At 50.5% G+C, this 22,279-nt stretch carries 20 protein-coding genes; 12 read left to right on the plus strand and 8 right to left on the minus strand.

Annotated elements, in window-relative coordinates; translation table 11 throughout:
* Positions 1 to 174 precede the first annotated feature (174 nt).
* From lon to bolA, 5 genes are all read right to left on the minus strand, one after another.
* Entirely contained in the window at positions 175 to 2,529 is a 2,355-nt protein-coding gene (gene lon / locus OQV04_RS04850) for an endopeptidase La (protein WP_001295325.1), read from the minus strand.
* 187 nt (positions 2,530 to 2,716) lie between these two features.
* Positions 2,717 to 3,991 carry an ATP-dependent protease ATP-binding subunit ClpX gene (gene clpX / locus OQV04_RS04855; protein WP_000130305.1) on the minus strand — a complete coding sequence of 425 codons (1,275 nt, stop codon included), beginning with the start codon at positions 3,989 to 3,991 and terminating at the stop codon, positions 2,717 to 2,719.
* Between the two features lie 125 nt (positions 3,992 to 4,116).
* Positions 4,117 to 4,740, minus strand: a complete 624-nt coding sequence (gene clpP / locus OQV04_RS04860) for an ATP-dependent Clp endopeptidase proteolytic subunit ClpP (protein ID WP_000122253.1) — start codon at positions 4,738 to 4,740, stop codon at positions 4,117 to 4,119.
* Between the two features lie 245 nt (positions 4,741 to 4,985).
* Positions 4,986 to 6,284, minus strand: coding sequence for a trigger factor (gene tig, locus OQV04_RS04865; protein ID WP_001198386.1), 1,299 nt, complete (start codon positions 6,282 to 6,284; stop codon positions 4,986 to 4,988).
* A gap of 343 nt (positions 6,285 to 6,627) precedes the next feature.
* Complete coding sequence (gene bolA / locus OQV04_RS04870) at positions 6,628 to 6,945, minus strand: transcriptional regulator BolA (protein ID WP_000973448.1); 318 nt, start codon at positions 6,943 to 6,945, stop codon at positions 6,628 to 6,630.
* Positions 6,946 to 7,249: 304 nt separating this feature from the next.
* Here bolA and OQV04_RS04875 point away from each other — a divergent pair, with 304 nt between their 5' ends.
* From OQV04_RS04875 to OQV04_RS04915, 9 genes are all read left to right on the plus strand, one after another.
* Positions 7,250 to 7,828, plus strand: a complete 579-nt coding sequence (locus OQV04_RS04875) for a lipoprotein (RefSeq protein ID WP_001295326.1) — start codon at positions 7,250 to 7,252, stop codon at positions 7,826 to 7,828.
* 43 nt (positions 7,829 to 7,871) lie between these two features.
* Positions 7,872 to 9,347 carry a muropeptide MFS transporter AmpG gene (gene ampG, locus OQV04_RS04880; RefSeq protein WP_000098445.1) on the plus strand — a complete coding sequence of 492 codons (1,476 nt, stop codon included), beginning with the start codon at positions 7,872 to 7,874 and terminating at the stop codon, positions 9,345 to 9,347.
* A 459-nt stretch (positions 9,348 to 9,806) separates the two neighbouring features.
* On the plus strand, positions 9,807 to 10,754 hold the full coding sequence (cyoA, locus tag OQV04_RS04885; RefSeq protein ID WP_001239436.1) for a cytochrome o ubiquinol oxidase subunit II: 948 nt from the start codon (positions 9,807 to 9,809) through the stop codon (positions 10,752 to 10,754).
* 21 nt (positions 10,755 to 10,775) lie between these two features.
* Positions 10,776 to 12,767 carry a cytochrome o ubiquinol oxidase subunit I gene (gene cyoB, locus OQV04_RS04890; RefSeq protein ID WP_000467180.1) on the plus strand — a complete coding sequence of 664 codons (1,992 nt, stop codon included), beginning with the start codon at positions 10,776 to 10,778 and terminating at the stop codon, positions 12,765 to 12,767.
* On the plus strand, positions 12,757 to 13,371 hold the full coding sequence (locus OQV04_RS04895) for a cytochrome o ubiquinol oxidase subunit III (RefSeq protein ID WP_032280399.1): 615 nt from the start codon (positions 12,757 to 12,759) through the stop codon (positions 13,369 to 13,371). The genes cyoB and OQV04_RS04895 overlap by 11 nt, the downstream gene beginning before the upstream one ends.
* Entirely contained in the window at positions 13,371 to 13,700 is a 330-nt protein-coding gene (locus tag OQV04_RS04900) for a cytochrome o ubiquinol oxidase subunit IV (RefSeq protein WP_000019869.1), read from the plus strand. The genes OQV04_RS04895 and OQV04_RS04900 overlap by 1 nt, the downstream gene beginning before the upstream one ends.
* Positions 13,701 to 13,711: 11 nt before the next feature.
* Positions 13,712 to 14,602, plus strand: coding sequence for a heme o synthase (cyoE, locus tag OQV04_RS04905; protein ID WP_000971336.1), 891 nt, complete (start codon positions 13,712 to 13,714; stop codon positions 14,600 to 14,602).
* A gap of 184 nt (positions 14,603 to 14,786) precedes the next feature.
* Entirely contained in the window at positions 14,787 to 15,098 is a 312-nt protein-coding gene (locus OQV04_RS04910; protein WP_001577859.1) for a type II toxin-antitoxin system TacA family antitoxin, read from the plus strand.
* Positions 15,082 to 15,624, plus strand: a complete 543-nt coding sequence (locus OQV04_RS04915) for a GNAT family N-acetyltransferase (RefSeq protein ID WP_032170811.1) — start codon at positions 15,082 to 15,084, stop codon at positions 15,622 to 15,624. Before OQV04_RS04910 ends, OQV04_RS04915 begins: the two co-directional genes overlap by 17 nt.
* A 55-nt stretch (positions 15,625 to 15,679) precedes the next feature.
* Here OQV04_RS04915 and OQV04_RS04920 read toward each other — a convergent pair whose 3' ends face one another.
* The gene (locus OQV04_RS04920) at positions 15,680 to 16,615 is read right to left on the minus strand and encodes a tetratricopeptide repeat protein (RefSeq protein ID WP_032280441.1); all 936 of its coding nucleotides are present in this window, start codon (positions 16,613 to 16,615) and stop codon (positions 15,680 to 15,682) included.
* A gap of 406 nt (positions 16,616 to 17,021) precedes the next feature.
* Between OQV04_RS04920 and OQV04_RS04925 the strand changes: the two genes are divergently transcribed.
* Positions 17,022 to 18,386: an MFS transporter gene (locus OQV04_RS04925; protein WP_001000956.1), complete on the plus strand. Its 1,365-nt coding sequence runs from the start codon at positions 17,022 to 17,024 to the stop codon at positions 18,384 to 18,386.
* 127 nt (positions 18,387 to 18,513) lie between these two features.
* Here OQV04_RS04925 and yajQ read toward each other — a convergent pair whose 3' ends face one another.
* Complete coding sequence (gene yajQ / locus OQV04_RS04930; RefSeq protein ID WP_001138904.1) at positions 18,514 to 19,005, minus strand: nucleotide binding protein YajQ; 492 nt, start codon at positions 19,003 to 19,005, stop codon at positions 18,514 to 18,516.
* A gap of 167 nt (positions 19,006 to 19,172) precedes the next feature.
* On the opposite strand from yajQ, the gene panE reads away from it, so the two are divergent.
* Positions 19,173 to 20,084: a 2-dehydropantoate 2-reductase gene (gene panE / locus OQV04_RS04935; RefSeq protein ID WP_000705869.1), complete on the plus strand. Its 912-nt coding sequence runs from the start codon at positions 19,173 to 19,175 to the stop codon at positions 20,082 to 20,084.
* Positions 20,047 to 20,637: a protein deglycase YajL gene (gene yajL / locus OQV04_RS04940; protein ID WP_001276309.1), complete on the plus strand. Its 591-nt coding sequence runs from the start codon at positions 20,047 to 20,049 to the stop codon at positions 20,635 to 20,637. The genes panE and yajL overlap by 38 nt, the downstream gene beginning before the upstream one ends.
* Before the next feature lie 53 nt (positions 20,638 to 20,690).
* On the opposite strand, the gene thiI is transcribed toward yajL, so the two are convergent.
* Positions 20,691 to 22,139 (minus strand): tRNA uracil 4-sulfurtransferase ThiI, encoded by a 1,449-nt coding sequence (gene thiI / locus OQV04_RS04945; RefSeq protein ID WP_000668703.1) that lies wholly within the window; start codon positions 22,137 to 22,139, stop codon positions 20,691 to 20,693.
* Between the last annotated feature and the right edge of the window lie 140 nt (positions 22,140 to 22,279).

Genomic DNA, 22,279 nt, shown 5'->3' on the forward strand with positions numbered 1-22,279 from the left:
GAATCCTTCAAGGTACGAACGCGCAGCAGTTATATCAGGCCAGCCATCCCCTTACAACACCCCTTAATAAGGGCAAGCCCGATCCGCCATCTAACTTAGCGAGACAAAAAAAGGCTGGCAAGCCCGAATTAGCCTGCCAGCCCTGTTTTTATTAGTGCATTTTGCGCGAGGTCACTATTTTGCAGTCACAACCTGCATGCCAGACGGTTCATTTTGCAGCGCCAGAGTCAGAACTTCCTCAATGCGCTTCACAGGATGAATGTCCAGATCGGCAATTACGTTGTCAGGAATCTCTTCCAGATCGCGTTTATTTTCGAACGGAATTAACACTGTTTTAATCCCGCCGCGATGCGCTGCCAGTAGTTTTTCTTTCAAACCACCGATCGGCAGTACCTGCCCACGCAGAGTGATCTCACCGGTCATTGCCACATCGGCACGAACCGGGTTACCGGTCAGGCAAGAAACCAGCGCGGTGCACATAGCAATACCAGCACTCGGACCATCTTTCGGCGTCGCACCTTCCGGTACGTGGACGTGGATGTCGCGTTTTTCGTAAAAATCAGGGTTGATCCCCAGTTTTTCCGCACGCGCACGAACCACCGTTAACGCCGCCTGAATGGACTCCTGCATCACTTCGCCGAGCGAACCGGTATAGGTCAGTTTGCCTTTCCCCGGAACACATGCGGTTTCAATGGTCAGCAAGTCACCGCCCACTTCAGTCCACGCCAGACCGGTTACCTGACCGACACGGTTTTCGTTATCAGCGCGACCATAGTCGAAACGCTGAACACCAAGGTAGTCATGCAGGTTGTCGCCGTTAATTTCGATATGTTTTAATGACTTATCGAGCAGTAACTGCTTAACCGCTTTACGGCACAGCTTGGAGATTTCACGCTCCAGACCACGCACGCCCGCCTCACGGGTGTAGTAACGAATAATGCCGATAATGGCGCTATCGTCGACGGTCAGCTCACCTTTTTTCAGTGCATTACGTTCAATCTGCTTCGGCAGCAGGTGACGTTTGGCGATGTTCAGTTTTTCATCTTCGGTATAACCGGAGAGGCGAATCACTTCCATACGATCCAGCAGCGGTGCCGGAATGTTCATGGAGTTCGACGTCGCGACAAACATCACGTCGCTGAGATCGTAATCCACTTCCAGGTAGTGGTCGCTGAACGCTACGTTCTGCTCTGGATCCAGCACTTCAAGCAGTGCAGAGGCCGGATCGCCTCGCATGTCAGAAGACATTTTGTCGATCTCATCGAGCAGAAACAGCGGGTTTTTCACGCCCACTTTCGCCATTTTCTGGATCAGTTTACCCGGCATAGAACCGATGTAAGTACGGCGGTGACCACGGATTTCCGCTTCATCACGCACGCCGCCCAGCGCCATACGGACATATTTACGCCCAGTGGCTTTGGCGATGGACTGACCCAGGGACGTTTTACCTACCCCCGGCGGCCCTACCAGGCAGAGGATCGGTCCCTTGATTTTGTTGACACGGCTTTGAACCGCAAGATACTCAAGGATTCGATCTTTCACGCGCTCCAGACCATAATGGTCGGTATCAAGGATTTCCTGCGCCTGACGCAGGTCTTTTTTGACCTTGCTGCGCGCATTCCACGGTACCTGTACCATCCAGTCGATATAACCACGCACTACGGTCGCTTCTGCCGACATCGGAGACATCATTTTCAGCTTCTGCAGCTCTGCTTCCGCTTTCTCTTTTGCCTCTTTCGGCATTTTCGCCGCGTCGATTTTGCGCTTCAGGGCTTCGTTTTCGTCCGGCGCGTCGTCCATTTCACCGAGTTCTTTCTGAATAGCTTTCATTTGCTCGTTCAGATAGTACTCACGCTGGGATTTCTCCATCTGCTTTTTAACGCGGTTGCGAATGCGTTTCTCAACCTGCAGCAGATCGATTTCCGATTCCATCATTGCCATCAGATATTCCAGACGTTCGTTAACGTCGGACATCTCCAGAACGGACTGTTTGTCAGCCAGTTTCAGCGGCATATGTGCAGCAATGGTATCCGCCAGACGCGCCGGATCGTCGATGCTATTCAGCGACGTCAGCACTTCTGGTGGGATTTTTTTGTTCAGCTTGATGTAGCCTTCGAACTGGCTGATTGCAGTACGCACCAGCACTTCCTGTTCTCGCTCATCAATGGTCGGCGACTCCAGATACTCCGCCTTCGCAGAAAAGTGTTCGCCATTGTCAGAGAGCGCAGAAATACGCGCGCGCTGTAACCCCTCGACCAGCACTTTGACGGTGCCGTCAGGCAGTTTCAGCATCTGCAATATAGAGGCCACGGTCCCGACGGTGAAAAGATCGTTTACACCCGGCTCATCCGTTGAAGCTTCTTTCTGCGCGACCAGCATAATTTTTTTATCATGGTCCATCGCCGCTTCCAGACAACGGATAGATTTTTCCCGCCCGACAAATAAGGGGATGACCATGTGCGGATAAACCACCACATCGCGCAGCGGCAATACGGGGATTTCAATGCGTTCAGAACGCTCAGGATTCATAGAGCTCTCTCTTAGTTTAATTTCCGCCAGGTAATCAGATGACACGACTGTGCTTCACGCCATCTATTAACATGTACGTCAGTATATGGGGATGTTTCCCCCACATTCAACGCCGAGAATAGAGGAAAAATTAAAGGGGAGATAAAATCCCCCCTTTTTGGTTAACTAATTGTATGGGAATGGTTAATTATTCACCAGATGCCTGTTGCGCTTCCGGCTTGCCATAAATCAGCAACGGTTTGCTTTGACCATCAATTACCGACTCGTCGATAACCACTTTTTCGACATCTTCCATGGACGGCAGATCGTACATGGTATCGAGCAGTGCGGCTTCTACGATGGAACGCAGGCCACGGGCACCGGTTTTACGCGCCATCGCTTTCTTAGCGATAGCATCCAGCGCCTCGTCACGGAATTCCAGATCCACGCCTTCCAGATTAAACAGCGCCTGATACTGCTTGGTCAGGGCGTTTTTCGGCTCTTTGAGGATCTGAATCAGAGCTTCTTCGCTCAGTTCATTCAACGTTGCGACAACCGGCAGACGACCAATAAACTCAGGGATAAGACCAAACTTGATCAGATCTTCCGGTTCAACCTGCGCCAGCAGCTCGCCTTCGCTTGCTTTGTCGGACTTCGCTTTTACCGTCGCGCCAAAACCAATGCCGGAGCCGGTTTCTACACGATGGGAAATCACTTTATCCAGACCGGCAAACGCACCGCCACAAATAAACAGGATCTTAGAGGTATCAACCTGCAAGAATTCCTGCTGCGGATGTTTACGCCCACCTTGCGGTGGAACAGCAGCTACCGTACCTTCGATCAGTTTCAACAGTGCCTGCTGTACGCCTTCACCGGAAACGTCACGGGTAATAGACGGGTTGTCTGACTTACGAGAAATCTTGTCGATTTCATCGATGTAGACAATCCCGCGCTGCGCTTTCTGTACGTCGTAATCGCACTTTTGCAACAGCTTCTGAATGATGTTTTCAACGTCTTCGCCCACATAACCGGCTTCGGTCAGCGTGGTTGCGTCGGCCATGGTGAACGGGACGTCCAGCAGGCGCGCCAGCGTTTCAGCCAACAGCGTTTTACCGGAACCGGTCGGACCGATCAGTAGAATGTTACTTTTGCCCAACTCGACACCATTGCTGGTATCGCCGTTGCGCAGACGTTTGTAATGGTTGTATACCGCGACCGCCAGCACTTTTTTCGCCTGTTCCTGGCCGATAACGTAATCGTCCAAGTGGTTACGAATTTCATGCGGCGTCGGTAGCGCACTGCGTTCACGATGCGGTGCAACTTCTTTAATCTCTTCGCGAATGATGTCGTTACATAAATCAACACATTCGTCGCAGATATACACGGATGGACCGGCAATCAGCTTGCGCACTTCATGCTGGCTTTTGCCGCAAAAAGAGCAATACAGCAATTTGCCTGAGCCATCTTTGCGTTTATCTGTCATGGGTCAAAACCTCTTCTTTGTTCTTTGTGCCGCACACGACGACGCAAATGCCATTCTCAGGCGCAAGCCGCTTACAGCGTTGTGCCGCCCTGGATAAGTATAGCGGCACAGTTGCGCCTCTGGCATCAATTACGATGGGTCAGAATCGAATCGACCAGACCGTATTCCACCGCTTCAGGGGCGGAAAGGAAGCGATCGCGCTCGGTATCACGTTCAATCTGTTCTAATGATTGACCCGTATGAAGCGCCATAAGTTCATTCATACGCCCTTTAACTTTCAGAATTTCACGGGCATGAATTTCGATATCGGTCGCCTGGCCCTGGTAGCCGCCCAACGGTTGGTGAATCATCACGCGCGAATTCGGCAGGCAAAAACGTTTACCTTTTGCCCCTGCGGTCAGCAAGAAAGCGCCCATCGAGGCCGCCTGGCCCATACAGATGGTGCTGACATCAGGCTTGATAAACTGCATGGTGTCATAGATAGACATCCCGGCAGTGATCACCCCGCCTGGGGAGTTAATGTACAGATAGATATCTTTTTCTGGGTTTTCTGCTTCCAGGAACAGCATCTGCGCCACAATCAGGTTAGCCATGTGGTCTTCAACCTGGCCAGTCAGAAAAATGACGCGTTCCTTAAGTAGACGAGAATAGATATCAAAAGAGCGCTCACCACGTGAGGTCTGTTCAATGACCATCGGCACCAGCGCCATATGGGGTGCAAAGTTATCTCGTTCGCCGCTGTATGACATTTCCGTCTCCTGGATAAAATTGAAAAAACCTGCTGTACCGATTGTAACCTTATGGACGGATTATCAGCTAGTCCCTGTGTTATGGGTACGGCATCACCATATTTCAAGCATAACAATCTTTTGTTGTTACGCTAACACCGAAAGAGGCTTTTCGCACGGTTCCATGCAAAATTCATGACAAAAAAAAGCCCACCACCTGGCGGTGACGGGCCTTTGTGCGAATTTAGCGCGTTATGCTGCGTAAATTACGCCTGCTGGTTCATCAGCTCGTTGAAAGTGGTTTCTTTTTCAGTCACTTTCGCTTTCGCCAGTACAGCTTCAACAGCCTGTTCTTCCAGAGCAACATTGCGCATGTTGTCCATCAGTTCTTTGTTTTTGCTGTAGAACTCGATAACTTCTTTCGGATCTTCGTACGCAGAAGCCATCTCTTCGATCAGGCCTTTCACGCGCTCTTCGTCAGCTTTCAGCTCGTTGGTGCGGATAACTTCGCCCAGCAGCAGGCCAACAACTACGCGGCGTTTAGCCTGTTCTTCGAACAGTTCGCGCGGCAGTTCCAGAGCTTGTTTTTCGTTGCCACCGAAACGCTGTGCAGCCTGACGACGCAGAACGTCGATTTCGCTGTCGATCAGCGCAGCCGGTACGTCGATGTCGTTAGCTTTTACCAGACCTTCGATCGCCTGAGACTTAACGCGGTTACGGATGGCGCTCTTCAGCTCGCGCTCCATGTTTTTACGCACTTCAGCGCGCAGACCTTCTACGGAACCATCTTCAACGCCGAAACGTTTGATGAATTCTGCAGTCAGTTCCGGCAGTTCACGCTCTTCAACTTTCTTCAGGTTGATAGCGAATTTCGCTGCTTTACCTTTCAGGTTTTCTGCGTGGTATTCTTCCGGGAAGGTCACGTCGATGGTGAACTCTTCGCCAGCTTTGTGGCCTTTGATACCGTCTTCAAAGCCCGGGATCATACGACCCTGGCCCATCGCCAGTACGAAATCAGACGCTTTACCGCCTTCGAACTCTTCGCCGTCTACAGAACCGGTGAAGTCGATGGTTACGCGGTCTTCTGCTTCAACAGCGCCGTCTTTTTCTTTCCAGGTCGCCTGCTGTTTACGCAGAGTATCCAGCATGCCGTCAACGTCAGCGTCGGTCACTTCAACGATCGGTTTTTCAACTTCGATCGCTTCCAGACCCTGCAGTTCAACTTCCGGATAAACTTCAAACTCTACAGAGTAGGTGAAGTCTTCACCCAGCTTGTATTCGCCCGGAACATAAGTCGGTGCGCCAGCCGGATTGATTTTTTCTTTAATGATGGCGTCAATGAAGTTACGGCTCATCAGGTCACCCAGAACGTCCTGGCGTACAGACGCGCCATAACGCTGAGCAACGATATTCATTGGCACTTTGCCTTTGCGGAAGCCGTCAATACGTACTTTTTTCGCAACGTTGACCAGCTCGCTTTTAACAGCGGTCTCGATGCTGTCAGCAGCGATAGTAATCGTTACACGGCGGCCAAGGCCTTGAGTGGTTTCAACTGAAACTTGCATCTTGTTACCTCAAAAAATCACAGTGCTCGGTCAACTCTTACCCCGCAAGCACAGGTTGTTGGCTTCGCGGAACCGGGATGTTCTTATAACCAATCACATTCCCTGTTACCAGAATCATCCCGAAAGCATTCAAATAGGACGCAGCATTATAGCGGCATCACTTTTATGAGTCGAGAACGGTTATTGCGCGCTGTCGCGTATTTTTTCACAATTCCCGGGCAATTTTCGTCTGAATGCTGGGCAAAAAGCGCAAAATCCAGACAAAACAAAACGGCCCGCAGGCCGTTTTTCATAAAATCTTTAGCAACATACTGGAAAAGCGCCGACAGTTGCAAATGCGTTTTTACGCGATGCTTCCTGCTCCACGACAGGGAGGAGAGGCAAAGACGGTGTCCTGCAACCCTTCCCACTCCTTAATAGTGTAAGTATGCAGAGCCAGCGCATGAACGGTAGTAGAGAGTTCCTCCGCTAAAGTACTGTAAATCATTCGATGACGATTCAGAAAACGTTCACCCGTAAAACGATCGCTGACCAGCACAACTTTAAAATGGCTTTCAGAGCCGGCTGGGACATTGTGACGATAGCTTTCATCCACTACTTCGAGGAATACGGGTTGGAACGCCGCCCTTAATTTTTCTTCTATCCGCTCACGTATCATCATGAAATATCTCCTCCGACAACGCTGAGATGTCATCCATCCCTTTAAATACTAGCCGCTTTTACCGTTTCCATTGCAGCTTAACAACAAATATTTAGGTTTCGTCCTGGTTTTTCCGTCAAGCGTATGAAGTTTACTGATTTAAAGATTGAAACACAGGCCTCGCATCAGCGTTTCTTTTACCAGGGGCGATTATTTCGTCAACATGATGAATTTACATGCCTTACCTACTTCCCCTCGCCGTTGGCAATGTTATGATGGCGGGAATTTTTACCAAACACGCTTAAGAGTCTCTGAGAGCCCGAACATGTTCAAAAAAATCCTCTTCCCGTTAGTTGCTCTGTTTATGCTTGCAGGATGCGCAAAACCGCCAACAACTATTGAAGTTTCCCCGACGATTACACTGCCACAGCAGGATCCAAGCCTGATGGGCGTCACCGTAAGCATTAATGGTGCCGATCAGCGTACCGATCAGGCGCTGGCAAAAGTCACCCGCGATAATCAAATCGTTACCCTGACCGCCTCCCGCGATCTGCGTTTCCTGCTGCAAGAAGTGCTGGAAAAACAGATGACCGCGCGTGGTTACATGGTTGGTCCGAATGGCCCGGTTAATCTGCAAATCATCGTTAGCCAACTGTATGCTGACGTGTCCCAGGGCAACGTGCGCTACAACATCGCTACCAAAGCGGATATCGCCATCATCGCTACCGCGCAGAATGGCAACAAAATGACCAAAAACTATCGTGCCAGCTACAACGTTGAAGGTGCGTTCCAGGCCTCCAACAAAAATATCGCCGATGCGGTTAACAGTGTGCTGACCGATACCATCGCTGATATGTCTCAGGACACCAGCATTCACGAATTCATCAAGCAGAACGCGCGTTAATTTCTGCCCTCTGGCCCGGTGCAAGCCGGGCCTGTAGACGCCCATGTCCAGTCAATATTTACGTATTTTTCAACAGCCGCGTTCAGCCATATTGCTGATCCTGGGTTTTGCTTCCGGGCTACCGCTCGCCCTGACATCCGGCACCTTACAGGCCTGGATGACGGTCGAGAATATCGATCTCAAAACCATTGGTTTCTTCTCTCTGGTAGGCCAGGCTTACGTTTTTAAATTCCTCTGGTCACCGCTGATGGACCGCTACACGCCCCCATTTTTTGGGCGGCGGCGCGGTTGGCTGCTCGCCACGCAAATCCTGTTATTAGTCGCCATTGCGGCGATGGGTTTTCTCGAACCAGGCACCCAACTCCGCTGGATGGCGGCGCTGGCGGTGGTGATCGCTTTTTGCTCTGCCTCCCAGGATATTGTCTTCGATGCGTGGAAAACCGATGTGCTCCCGGCAGAAGAACGTGGTGCGGGCGCGGCAATCAGCGTGCTGGGTTACCGTTTAGGGATGCTGGTTTCCGGCGGCCTAGCCCTGTGGCTGGCAGATAAATGGCTGGGCTGGCAGGGCATGTACTGGTTGATGGCGGCGCTGTTGATCCCCTGTATTATCGCGACGTTGCTTGCACCAGAACCAACCGACACCATTCCTGTGCCCAAAACGCTGGAACAAGCGGTTGTTGCACCTCTGCGAGATTTCTTTGGTCGCAATAATGCCTGGCTTATTTTGCTTCTTATCGTGCTGTATAAGCTGGGCGACGCATTCGCCATGAGCCTGACAACCACGTTTTTGATTCGCGGCGTCGGGTTTGATGCGGGTGAAGTAGGCGTGGTAAACAAAACGCTTGGCTTACTAGCGACCATTGTTGGCGCATTGTACGGTGGGATTTTGATGCAGCGCCTGTCACTGTTCCGGGCACTGCTGATTTTCGGCATTTTACAAGGTGCGTCTAACGCTGGTTACTGGCTGCTGTCGATTACTGATAAGCATCTCTACAGCATGAGCGCAGCCGTCTTTTTCGAAAACCTCTGTGGCGGGATGGGCACATCAGCCTTTGTCGCGCTGTTAATGACGCTATGTAATAAGTCATTTTCCGCTACTCAATTTGCCCTGCTCTCAGCGCTTTCTGCTGTAGGGCGAGTTTATGTCGGCCCCGTGGCGGGTTGGTTTGTTGAAGCACACGGCTGGTCGACATTCTATCTATTCTCCGTCGCCGCTGCCGTACCAGGGCTTATTTTGCTGCTGGTTTGCCGCCAGACGCTTGAATATACACGAGTAAATGACAACTTTATCTCCCGTACCGCATATCCGGCAGGTTATGCCTTTGCCATGTGGACACTGGCGGCGGGCGTCAGCCTGTTGGCCGTGTGGTTACTGCTGTTGACGATGGACGCGCTGGATTTGACGCACTTCTCTTTCCTGCCTGCTCTGCTGGAAGTCGGGGTTTTAGTCGCCCTTTCTGGCGTCGTGCTTGGTGGTTTGCTGGATTATCTGGCGCTACGAAAAACGCATCTGACGTAATCTGTAAATATTATTTAGCTGTAGTAATCACTCGCCGTAATTATTACGGCTAAATAAACATCAGCATCGCTTATTAATATTTGTTCTTTTGTGCGGCTTAGCGTTTGGAAATTATTGGCGCCATTTATAAATTCTATTTTTCTTACACGATTCAGCTAATGAGTCTTTATTTTCTCACCACCCAGTTGTCACTCCAATGATAATTATTTGTTAAATAATTGTTTTATTTCGCATTGGTTATACCAATTGCCCGCCCAGACTCCTTCTGCACTCCCCTTTTGTTATAACGCCCTTTTGCAACAGCTTCTTAAAATCAACCTGATATGTTTTGCAACATATGTGACCTGACAGCCAAATTCAAGTAACAGGAATTTAATCATGTTTACAGTAATGTAACCTTCCCGTAAAATGCCCACACACTTTAAACGCCACCAGATCCCGTGGAATTGAGGTCGTTAAATGAGACTCAGGAAATACAATAAAAGTTTGGGATGGTTGTCATTATTTGCAGGCACTGTATTGCTCAGTGGCTGTAATTCTGCGCTGTTAGATCCCAAAGGACAGATTGGTCTGGAGCAACGTTCACTGATACTGACGGCATTTGGCCTGATGTTGATTGTCGTTATTCCCGCAATCTTGATGGCTGTTGGTTTCGCCTGGAAGTACCGTGCGAGCAATAAAGATGCTAAGTACAGCCCGAACTGGTCACACTCCAATAAAGTGGAAGCTGTGGTCTGGACGGTACCTATCTTAATCATCATCTTCCTTGCGGTACTGACCTGGAAAACCACTCACGCTCTTGAGCCTAGCAAGCCGCTGGCACACGACGAGAAGCCCATTACCATCGAAGTGGTTTCCATGGACTGGAAATGGTTCTTCATCTACCCGGAACAGGGCATTGCTACCGTGAATGAAATCGCTTTCCCGGCGAACACTCCGGTGTACTTCAAAGTGACCTCCAACTCCGTGATGAACTCCTTCTTCATTCCGCGTCTGGGTAGCCAGATTTATGCCATGGCCGGTATGCAGACTCGCCTGCATCTGATCGCCAACGAACCCGGCACTTATGACGGTATCTCCGCCAGCTACAGCGGCCCGGGCTTCTCAGGCATGAAGTTCAAAGCTATTGCAACACCGGATCGCGCCGCATTCGACCAGTGGGTCGCAAAAGCGAAACAGTCGCCGAACACCATGTCTGACATGGCTGCGTTCGAAAAACTGGCCGCGCCTAGCGAATACAACCAGGTGGAATATTTCTCCAACGTGAAACCAGACTTGTTTGCTGATGTGATTAACAAGTTTATGGCTCACGGTAAGAGCATGGACATGACCCAGCCAGAAGGTGAGCACAGTGCACACGAAGGTATGGAAGGCATGGACATGAGCCACGCGGAATCCGCCCATTAAAGGGGTTGAGGAAGAATAAAGATGTTCGGAAAATTATCACTTGATGCAGTCCCGTTCCATGAACCTATCGTCATGGTTACGATCGCTGGCATTATTTTGGGAGGTCTGGCGCTCGTTGGCCTGATCACTTACTTCGGTAAGTGGACCTACCTGTGGAAAGAGTGGCTGACCTCCGTCGACCATAAACGCCTCGGTATCATGTATATCATCGTGGCGATTGTGATGTTGCTGCGTGGTTTTGCTGACGCCATTATGATGCGTAGCCAGCAGGCTCTTGCCTCGGCGGGCGAAGCGGGCTTCCTGCCACCTCACCACTACGATCAGATCTTCACCGCGCACGGCGTGATTATGATCTTCTTCGTCGCGATGCCTTTCGTTATCGGTCTGATGAACCTGGTGGTTCCGCTGCAGATCGGCGCGCGTGACGTTGCGTTCCCGTTCCTCAACAACTTAAGCTTCTGGTTTACCGTTGTTGGTGTGATTCTGGTTAACGTTTCTCTCGGCGTGGGCGAATTTGCGCAGACCGGCTGGCTGGCCTATCCACCGCTATCGGGAATAGAGTACAGTCCGGGAGTCGGTGTCGATTACTGGATATGGAGTCTCCAGCTATCCGGTATAGGTACGACGCTTACCGGTATCAACTTCTTCGTTACCATTCTGAAGATGCGCGCACCGGGCATGACCATGTTCAAGATGCCAGTATTTACCTGGGCATCACTGTGCGCGAACGTACTGATTATTGCTTCCTTCCCAATTCTGACGGTTACCGTCGCGTTGTTGACCCTGGATCGCTATCTGGGCACCCATTTCTTTACCAACGATATGGGTGGCAACATGATGATGTACATCAACCTGATTTGGGCCTGGGGCCACCCGGAAGTTTATATCCTGATCCTGCCTGTTTTCGGTGTGTTCTCCGAAATTGCGGCAACCTTCTCGCGTAAACGTCTGTTTGGTTATACCTCGCTGGTATGGGCAACCGTCTGTATCACCGTGCTGTCGTTCATCGTTTGGCTGCACCACTTCTTTACGATGGGTGCGGGCGCGAACGTAAACGCCTTCTTTGGTATCACCACAATGATTATCGCCATCCCGACCGGGGTGAAGATCTTCAACTGGCTGTTCACCATGTATCAGGGCCGCATCGTGTTCCATTCTGCGATGCTGTGGACTATCGGTTTTATCGTCACCTTCTCGGTGGGCGGTATGACTGGCGTGCTGCTGGCAGTACCGGGCGCGGACTTCGTTCTACATAACAGCCTGTTCCTGATTGCGCACTTCCATAACGTGATCATCGGCGGCGTGGTCTTCGGCTGCTTCGCAGGGATGACCTACTGGTGGCCTAAAGCGTTCGGTTTCAAACTGAACGAAACCTGGGGTAAACGCGCGTTCTGGTTCTGGATCATCGGCTTCTTCGTTGCCTTTATGCCACTGTACGCGCTGGGCTTCATGGGCATGACCCGTCGTTTGAGCCAGCAGATTGACCCGCAGTTCCACACCATGCTGATGATTGCAGCCAGCGGTGCAGTACTGATTGCGCTAGGTATTCTCTGCCTCGTTATTCAGATGTACGTTTCTATTCGTGACCGCGACCAGAACCGTGACCTGACTGGCGACCCGTGGGGTGGCCGTACGCTGGAGTGGGCAACCTCTTCCCCGCCTCCGTTCTATAACTTTGCCGTTGTGCCGCACGTTCACGAGCGTGATGCATTCTGGGAAATGAAAGAGAAAGGCGAAGCGTATAAAAAGCCTGACCACTATGAAGAAATTCATATGCCGAAAAACAGCGGTGCAGGTATCGTCATTGCAGCTTTCTCCACCATCTTCGGTTTCGCCATGATCTGGCATATCTGGTGGCTGGCGATTGTTGGCTTCGCAGGCATGATCATCACCTGGATCGTGAAAAGCTTCGACGAGGACGTGGATTACTACGTGCCGGTGGCAGAAATCGAAAAACTGGAAAACCAGCATTTCGATGAGATTACTAAGGCAGGGCTGAAAAATGGCAACTGATACTTTGACGCACGCGACTGCCCACGCGCACGAACACGGGCACCACGATGCAGGCGGAACCAAAATCTTCGGATTTTGGATCTACCTGATGAGCGACTGCATTCTGTTCTCTATCTTGTTTGCTACCTATGCCGTTCTGGTGAACGGCACCGCAGGCGGCCCGACAGGTAAGGACATTTTCGAACTGCCGTTCGTTCTGGTTGAAACTTTCTTGCTGTTGTTCAGCTCCATCACCTACGGCATGGCGGCTATCGCCATGTTCAAAAACAACAAAAGCCAGGTTATCTCCTGGCTGGCGTTGACCTGGTTGTTTGGCGCCGGATTTATCGGGATGGAAATCTACGAATTCCATCACCTGATTGTTAACGGCATGGGTCCGGATCGCAGCGGCTTCCTGTCAGCGTTCTTTGCGCTGGTCGGCACGCACGGTCTGCACGTCACTTCCGGTCTTATCTGGATGGCGGTGCTGATGGTACAAATCGCTCGTCGCGGCCTGACCAGCACTAACCGTACCCGCATCATGTGCCTGAGCCTGTTCTGGCACTTCCTGGATGTGGTTTGGATCTGTGTGTTCACTGTTGTTTATCTGATGGGGGCGATGTAATGAGTCATTCTACCGATCACAGCGGCGCGTCCCATGGCAGCGTAAAAACCTACATGACAGGCTTTATCCTGTCGATCATTCTGACGGTGATTCCGTTCTGGATGGTGATGACAGGGGCTGCCTCTCCGGCCGTAATTCTGGGAACAATCCTGGCAATGGCAGTGGTACAGGTTCTGGTGCATCTGGTGTGCTTCCTGCACATGAATACCAAATCAGATGAAGGCTGGAACATGACGGCGTTTGTCTTCACCGTGCTAATCATCGCTATCCTGGTTGTAGGCTCCATCTGGATTATGTGGAACCTCAACTACAACATGATGATGCACTAAGAGCGGCGGTTATGATGTTTAAGCAATACCTGCAAGTAACGAAACCAGGCATCATCTTTGGCAACCTGATCTCGGTGATTGGGGGATTCCTGCTGGCCTCAAAGGGCAGCATTGATTATCCCCTGTTTATCTACACGCTGGTTGGGGTGTCACTGGTTGTGGCGTCGGGTTGTGTGTTTAACAACTACATCGACAGGGATATCGACAGAAAGATGGAAAGGACGAAGAATCGGGTGCTGGTTAAAGGCCTGATCTCTCCTGCTGTCTCGCTGGTGTACGCCACCTTGCTGGGTATTGCTGGCTTTATGCTGCTGTGGTTTGGCGCGAATCCGCTGGCCTGCTGGCTGGGGGTGATGGGCTTTGTGGTTTATGTCGGCGTTTATAGCCTGTACATGAAACGCCACTCAGTCTACGGCACATTGATTGGTTCGCTCTCCGGCGCTGCGCCGCCGGTGATTGGCTACTGTGCAGTAACCGGCGAGTTCGATAGCGGCGCAGCGATCCTGCTGGCTATCTTCAGCCTGTGGCAGATGCCTCACTCCTATGCCATCGCCATTTTCCGCTTTAAGGATTACCAGGCGGCAAACATTCCGGTATTGCCAGTGGTAAAAGGCATTTCGGTGGCGAAGAATCACATCACGCTGTATATCATCGCCTTTGCCGTTGCCACGCTGATGCTCTCTCTTGGCGGTTACGCTGGATATAAATATCTGGTGGTCGCCGCGGCGGTGAGCGTCTGGTGGTTAGGTATGGCCCTGCGCGGTTATAAGGTTGCTGATGACAGAATCTGGGCGCGCAAGCTGTTCGGCTTCTCTATCATCGCCATCACTGCCCTCTCGGTGATGATGTCCGTTGATTTTATGGTACCGGACTCGCATACGCTGCTGGCTGCTGTGTGGTAACAAAACCTCTCTATTAAAAAGGTGCTACGGCACCTTTTTTATTGTCTGAGATCAGAGATACGGCTAATAACCGTATCTCTTGACAGAGTGAGCAGATGCACATAAATTAATCATACGGTTGATAGCCGTATTATGTATGAGATCGACTCCCTACGATTTCATTCAGTTAATCAAAGAGGTCACAATGCCTGGAAAAACAGCCACTCTACCCGATGTCGATAAAACGCTGAAAAATGCGCGGGTTGAACTCAAAACCAGTCCCGACGCCAAAAACAGACTTCGTGAAGCTGCGCAAGCCGTTGGGTTAGATTTAAGCGCCTTTATTTTGAGCGCTGCTATGGAACGCGCCGAAAGCGTGCTTGATAACCAACGTCGCCGTGAGCTTTCGAATCAAAGCTGGGAACTGATGAACCAACTCATCGCCGAACCTGCTCAACCGACGCTCGCACTCAAGGCGTTAATGAAAAGGAAAAACAGCGATGGTCGACAAGCATGAAGAGATTACTCTGCCCATAGTCCTCTCCTGTAATTATCAGTCTGATATTACTTATCCTGGGCAAAAACAGTTTGATTGCGGTAACCCTGTTATCGATAAATTTGTACGCACATCGCTAAAGAAAAGTGTGCGTAATAGCGACTGTGCGGCTAAAGCACTTATTGACAGACAAAGTGGTGAACTGATTGGCATCTGTACTTTTACGGCATATTCGCTGGAAAAACAACGCGTTTCTGGCGTCCTTCAGGGTTCACAGCCTTCAGAGATTGGTGTTGTCAGATTAGTCATGTTGGGGGTGGCGCGGAAGTATCAAAAGCGGGGCTTTGGTCAGGACCTACTATGTGATTTTTTTGAACATGTAAAAATAATTCACCAGGCATTACCAATTAAAGGGGTTTATCTTGATGCTGACCCTGCCGCCATTAACTTTTATGCTCGTCTCGGCTTTGTTCAGCTTTCAGCGACACCAAATGCTTTTGGTGCTGTACCTATGTTTTTGGCGATTCAGCATATTCTCGCGGCTTAGATTATTATCGCCACCCGCCAGGGCAAGTTTTGCCTTAGCCGGGGGCTGAGCAGCGTTACCACTTTTGTTCAATTGCCCCCGCTTTCAGCAACTCCACATCCTTGCCGTTAATGGTTGCCGTTGCGGCAACGATTGTGGTCCTTACAGTTGCACAAGATTTTCGCTCAAATTCCGGTTTATAAAGAATTAGAGACGAATTACTGGTAAATGAATCAAATATGTAATCAGTAAAGCTAATATTCAGCCGGTTTAAACCGAAAGGCGCGAAGCCAACCGTTTGGTTAATCTCCTTACCGGATGGGCTACGAATGCTGAATGTCACGCGAAGATTGGCCACTTCGCCTAATTTATTGGTGGTGGCGAAGAGGCTATCCATGCAGGAAAAATCTTTATCTAAAAAATTATCCCGCATCCCAGAACGGGTAACCGTGATCACGGGTAACGTATCGTCAACCGTTTTTCTGTCAATCATGTCTTTTCGACATGTAGCCAGAAAGTCTTCCGGACCACCATAAATGTGGACACCTTTATCAAGATATTCCTTCGCTTTCTTACAATCTACCTCAACATACTGACCATTGGCGTACATCATGCCCAACCTGGACCATGCTAAATTCACACCGTATTGCGCGGCCTGATTAAATAGTGCATACGCTTTGGCATAATCCACCCGCACCAGCTCACCGATGTAGTAGATACTCCCCAGCGCTAACGGAGCTTCTCTGTCACCTTGTTTAGCGGCTAACTCGAACCATTTAATCGCTTCCTGAACATCAGGTTTGGTATCATAGCGAGGCTGATAATATTCCCAGCCTAACAGGCTCTGCGCGTCGACATCTCCCAATTCAGCCATTTTATGCAGTGTATTTATAACATCGGGCGCAGGTTGACCACCGTATATGCTGTCATACAATTCATGCGCTTTCTCGCTTGCCACCACGCCTGGTGAAACTATTAGCATTAAAGAAAATAATATTCTTTTAGTTAACATGTATACCTTTATGTCCTCACTGTCATATACTTCCATAATAATTAACCACCAAACATCCATTTAATGAATAAATACAGTGCCATAAAGGCCCAAGTAATAAGCACACATTTAGCCTGAAACATTATCATCCATGTCACCAAATCGTTTATTTAGTAAGATAAAACTAGCATATTCGTAAGATAAAAAATGCACATGGTAATCAAGAAATGATATTATTATTTTTTTGATGTAAAACTATTTAGCTTTAAAATTCATTTTTTCAACATATAGAGCATTCATTTTATGAATGCAAAAAACATACCTGACACACAAATTATTCTCCTCTGTAATATTTTCTCATTAACACTCTGTTTACCCAACATGCGCTCCGCACTACACTATGTGGGCATTTTTTTAAGAGGTGGTAATGAACGATTATAAAATGACACCAGGTGAGCGGCGCGCGACCTGGGGTTTAGGGACCGTATTCTCGTTGCGCATGCTGGGCATGTTCATGGTTCTGCCGGTTCTGACCACGTACGGCATGGCTCTGCAAGGTGCCAGCGAAGCATTAATCGGTATTGCCATTGGTATTTATGGTCTGACTCAGGCCGTTTTTCAGATTCCGTTTGGCCTGCTTTCCGACCGCATTGGTCGCAAACCATTAATTGTCGGTGGGCTGGCAGTGTTTGCCGCCGGTAGCGTTATCGCTGCGCTCTCTGACTCCATCTGGGGAATTATTCTGGGTCGGGCGCTACAAGGCTCCGGTGCGATTGCCGCTGCCGTTATGGCGCTGCTTTCCGATCTCACGCGCGAACAAAACCGCACCAAAGCAATGGCGTTTATCGGCGTGAGCTTTGGCATTACCTTTGCCATTGCGATGGTGCTTGGCCCGATCATCACTCACAAACTTGGGCTGCACGCGCTGTTCTGGATGATCGCTATTCTGGCAACGACCGGCATTGCGTTGACCATTTGGGTTGTGCCCAACAGTAGCACTCACGTACTTAATCGTGAGTCCGGAATGGTGAAAGGCAGTTTCAGTAAAGTGCTGGCGGAACCGCGGCTGCTGAAACTCAACTTTGGCATTATGTGTCTGCATATTTTGCTGATGTCGACGTTTGTTGCCCTGCCCGGACAACTGGCTGATGCGGGGTTCCCGGCGGCTGAACACTGGAAGGTCTATCTGGCGACAATGCTAATCGCCTTTGGCTCGGTCGTGCCTTTCATTATCTACGCTGAAGTTAAGCGCAAAATGAAGCAAGTCTTTGTCTTCTGCGTCGGGTTGATCGTGGTTGCGGAAATTGTGTTGTGGAACGCGCAAACGCAGTTCTGGCAACTGGTGGTCGGCGTGCAGCTTTTCTTTGTGGCGTTTAATTTGATGGAAGCCCTCCTGCCCTCACTTATCAGTAAAGAGTCGCCAGCAGGTTACAAAGGTACGGCGATGGGTGTTTACTCCACCAGCCAGTTTCTTGGCGTGGCGATTGGCGGTTCACTGGGCGGCTGGATTGACGGCATGTTTGACGGTCAGGGCGTATTTCTCGCTGGCGCAATGCTGGCCGCAGTGTGGCTGGCAGTCGCCAGTACCATGAAAGAACCGCCGTATGTCAGCAGCTTGCGCATTGAAATCCCGGCGAACATTGCCGCAAACGAGGCGTTAAAAGTGCGTTTGCTAGAAACTGAAGGCATCAAAGAAGTGTTGATTGCAGAAGAAGAACATTCAGCTTATGTGAAAATCGACAGCAAAGTGACGAATCGCTTTGATGTTGAACAGGCAATTCGCCAGGCATAAAAGCGAGGCGAAATTGCCTGCTGCGCTACGCTTATCAGGCCTACTAAGCTCCTGATTTACAAACCTTTGTAGGCCGAACCAAGCGTTCATGCCGCATCTGACATGAACAAAGCGCAGGTTGTCGCGATTAATCGCGGAAGTTTTTGAACTGGAACGGCTGACCCAGATCGCCACCGCGCACCATCGCCATGACAGCCTGCAAATCATCACGAGATTTGCCAGTCACGCGGATCTCATCGCCCTGAATTTGCGCCTGCACTTTCAGTTTGCTGTCTTTGATCATCTTGACGATTTTTTTCTGAGTGGCGCTCTCAATGCCCTGTTTCAGTTTCGCTTCCACAAACCAGGTTTTACCGCTATGAACGATATTTTCCGGTACATCCAGTGAACTGCCTTCAATGCCGCGCTTCAGCAGCTTGGCACGCAGAATATCCAGCAACTGATTGACCTGGAAGTCGGACTCGCTCAACACTTTGATGGTTTTGCTGGCGTCGTTCAGCTCAAATGAGGCTTCAACGTTACGGAAGTCAAAACGGGACTCCACTTCGCGGCTCGCGTTATCGACCGCGTTACGTGCTTCCTGAAGATCAACTTCAGAGACAATATCGAAAGATGGCATCTTTTCCTCTCCCTTCATTTTTGATGCGAAGCATAATACCTGCAAAGTTAAATAACCAACAGTCCTGCACCAGGACGTATCCCTTAATTGTGCATAGTCGCAACAGCATGCACAATTAAGGGATAGCCTTATTGAACACCCGGAGTGGTTGCGGGTGAGGAGGAACAATGAAAATTACCGTATTGGGATGCGGTGCCTTAGGGCAATTATGGCTTACAGCACTTTGTAAACAGGGTCACGAAGTTCAGGGCTGGCTGCGCGTACCGCAACCTTATTGTAGTGTGAATCTGGTTGAGACTGATGGTTCGATATTTAACGAATCGCTGACCGCCAACGATCCCGATTTTCTTGCCACCAGCGATCTGCTCCTGGTGACGCTGAAAGCATGGCAGGTTTCCGATGCCGTCAAAAGCCTCGCGTCCACACTGCCTGTAACTACGCCAATACTGTTAATTCACAACGGCATGGGCACCATCGAAGAATTGCAAAACATTCAGCAGCCATTACTGATGGGCACCACCACCCATGCCGCCCGCCGCGACGGCAATGTCATTATTCATGTGGCAAACGGTATCACGCATATTGGTCCAGCACGGCAACAGGACGGCGATTACAGTTATCTGGCGGATATTTTGCAAACCGTGTTGCCTGACGTTGCCTGGCATAACAATATTCGCGCCGAGCTGTGGCGCAAGCTGGCAGTCAACTGTGTGATTAATCCACTGACTGCCATCTGGAATTGCCCGAACGGTGAATTACGTCATCATCCGCAAGAAATTACGCAAATATGCGAAGAAGTCGCGGCAGTGATCGAACGCGAAGGGCATCATACTTCAGCGGAAGATTTACGTGATTACGTGATGCAGGTGATTGATGCCACAGCGGAAAATATCTCGTCGATGTTGCAGGATATCCGCGCGCTGCGCCACACCGAAATCGACTATATCAATGGTTTTCTCTTACGCCGCGCCCGCGCGCATGGGATTGCCGTACCGGAAAACACCCGCCTGTTTGAAATGGTAAAAAGAAAGGAGAGTGAATATGAGCGCATCGGCACTGGTTTGCCTCGCCCCTGGTAGTGAAGAGACTGAAGCCGTCACCACGATCGACCTCTTGGTTCGCGGCGGTATCAAAGTCACCACTGCCAGCGTAGCCAGCGATGGCAACCTGGCGATTACCTGCTCGCGCGGCGTTAAGCTGCTGGCGGATGCGCCGCTGGTCGAAGTGGCTGATGGCGAATATGACGTGATCGTGCTGCCTGGTGGCATTAAAGGCGCGGAGTGTTTTCGCGATAGCACCCTGCTGGTTGAAACCGTTAAACAGTTCCACCGTTCCGGGCGTATCGTCGCGGCTATTTGCGCCGCGCCAGCCACCGTGCTGGTGCCGCACGATATCTTCCCGATTGGCAATATGACCGGCTTCCCAACGCTGAAAGACAAAATTCCCGCCGAACAATGGCAGGACAAACGCGTCGTCTGGGATGCACGGGTAAAATTGCTGACCAGCCAGGGGCCGGGTACAGCTATCGACTTTGGTCTGAAAATTATCGACCTGTTGGTTGGGCGCGAGAAAGCCCATGAAGTGGCATCACAACTGGTGATGGCGGCAGGGATTTATAATTATTACGAGTAGTGTCGGATGCGGTAAGCGTCGCATCTGACCAGATGCGACGTTACAACCACAAATTACGGGCGATATACCTTCACATTGTTAAAGCCCTGCTCGCGCAGATAGAGCGCCTGCAGACGGCTCATCACCCCGCGCTCACACCACAACAGCCAGGTTTTACTCTGGTCGAGATCGCCAAATTTGGTGCTCAGTTTATAGAACGGCAGAGAAACCACATCAACCCCTTCGACTTTCAGTGGCTTATCTTCTTGTTCATCGATAGAACGGATATCGAGGATGACGTCATTCGGGCCGAAGCCATTGACAGTTTCCACTTCCACCACTTCCTGCTCGGTCTGCTGGGCGATTTCGCGGATATCAACGTTATTCGCTTCCTCAACCACTTTATCGAGAATGCTGAAGTCGAACTTCTCTTCTTCCGCTTCAATCTTCGATTTAACCGCTTTCACCGTCGGGCTTTTGGAGATCACACCGCAGTATTCCGGCATCGTGCGAGCAAAGTCTTCGGTGCCAATCTGGCGAGCCAGGTTGATGATGTGCTCTTTGTCGTAAGAGATCAGCGGACGCAGGATCAGCGTATCAGAGACGTTATCAATCAGGCGCAGGTTGGTCAGCGTCTGACTGGACACCTGGCCGAGCGCTTCGCCGGTGACCAGCGCCTGTACGCCGTAACGTTCAGCCACTTTAGACGCGGCACGCACCATCATACGTTTGAGGATAACGCCCATCTGACCGTCGTCGATTTTCTCGAGAATTTCCCCGACGACCGGCTCGAAATTAATAGCGACAAAACGCACGCGGTGGGAGCTGCCAAAGCGGTTCCACAGATAATGCGCCACCTGACGTACGCCAATTTCATGCGCCGCGCCGCCGAGGTTAAAGAAGCAGTAATGCACGCGGCAGCCGCGACGCATCAACATATAACTGGAAACACCGGAGTCGAAACCACCGGAAATGAGCGACAGCACATCTTCCTGGGTGCCGATCGGGAAACCGCCAATACCTTCGTAGCGGCCTTTAATCAGCAGGAGACGATCGTCTTCCACTTCCAGATGGACAGTCACATCCGGATTGGTCAGCTTCACGCGCGCGGATTCAATATGCTGATTTAAACCGCCGCCGACGTAACGTTCCACATCAATCGAGCTAAAATCATGTTTGCCACGGCGCTTCACGCGTACGCAGAAGGTTTTCCCTTCGAGCTGATCGCGATACTGAACCAACGCTTTCTCGAAAATATCGTGCATGTCGGTAAACGGCACGTCTTCGACTTCGAGAATATGGTGGATACCCGGAATACGGGTCAGGGCGTCGCGAATAGTCAGACGCTGGTTTTCATCTTTCGCGCGAACTTCGATGTTATCCCAGTGGCGGACGACAGCGAGCGTCTCATCATAGTGCTTTAAAACGTTACGAATGTTCCCGGTAAGGATTTTTATAAAGCGCAAGCGCACAGATTGGCTTTTGATGGTGATTTCCGGGAACAATTTAATGATAAACTTCATGGCGGCAATGGTTCGTTGGCAAGCCTTAAGCGACTTGTATAGGGAAAAATACAGCAGCCCACACCTGCGGCTGCATCCAGGCGCGGAAGTATACCACTAACATCGCTTTGCTGCGCACATCACCTTACCATTGCGCGTTA

The organism is Escherichia sp. Lx600-2, assembly GCF_036662595.1.
Lineage (GTDB): Bacteria > Pseudomonadota > Gammaproteobacteria > Enterobacterales > Enterobacteriaceae > Escherichia > Escherichia coli.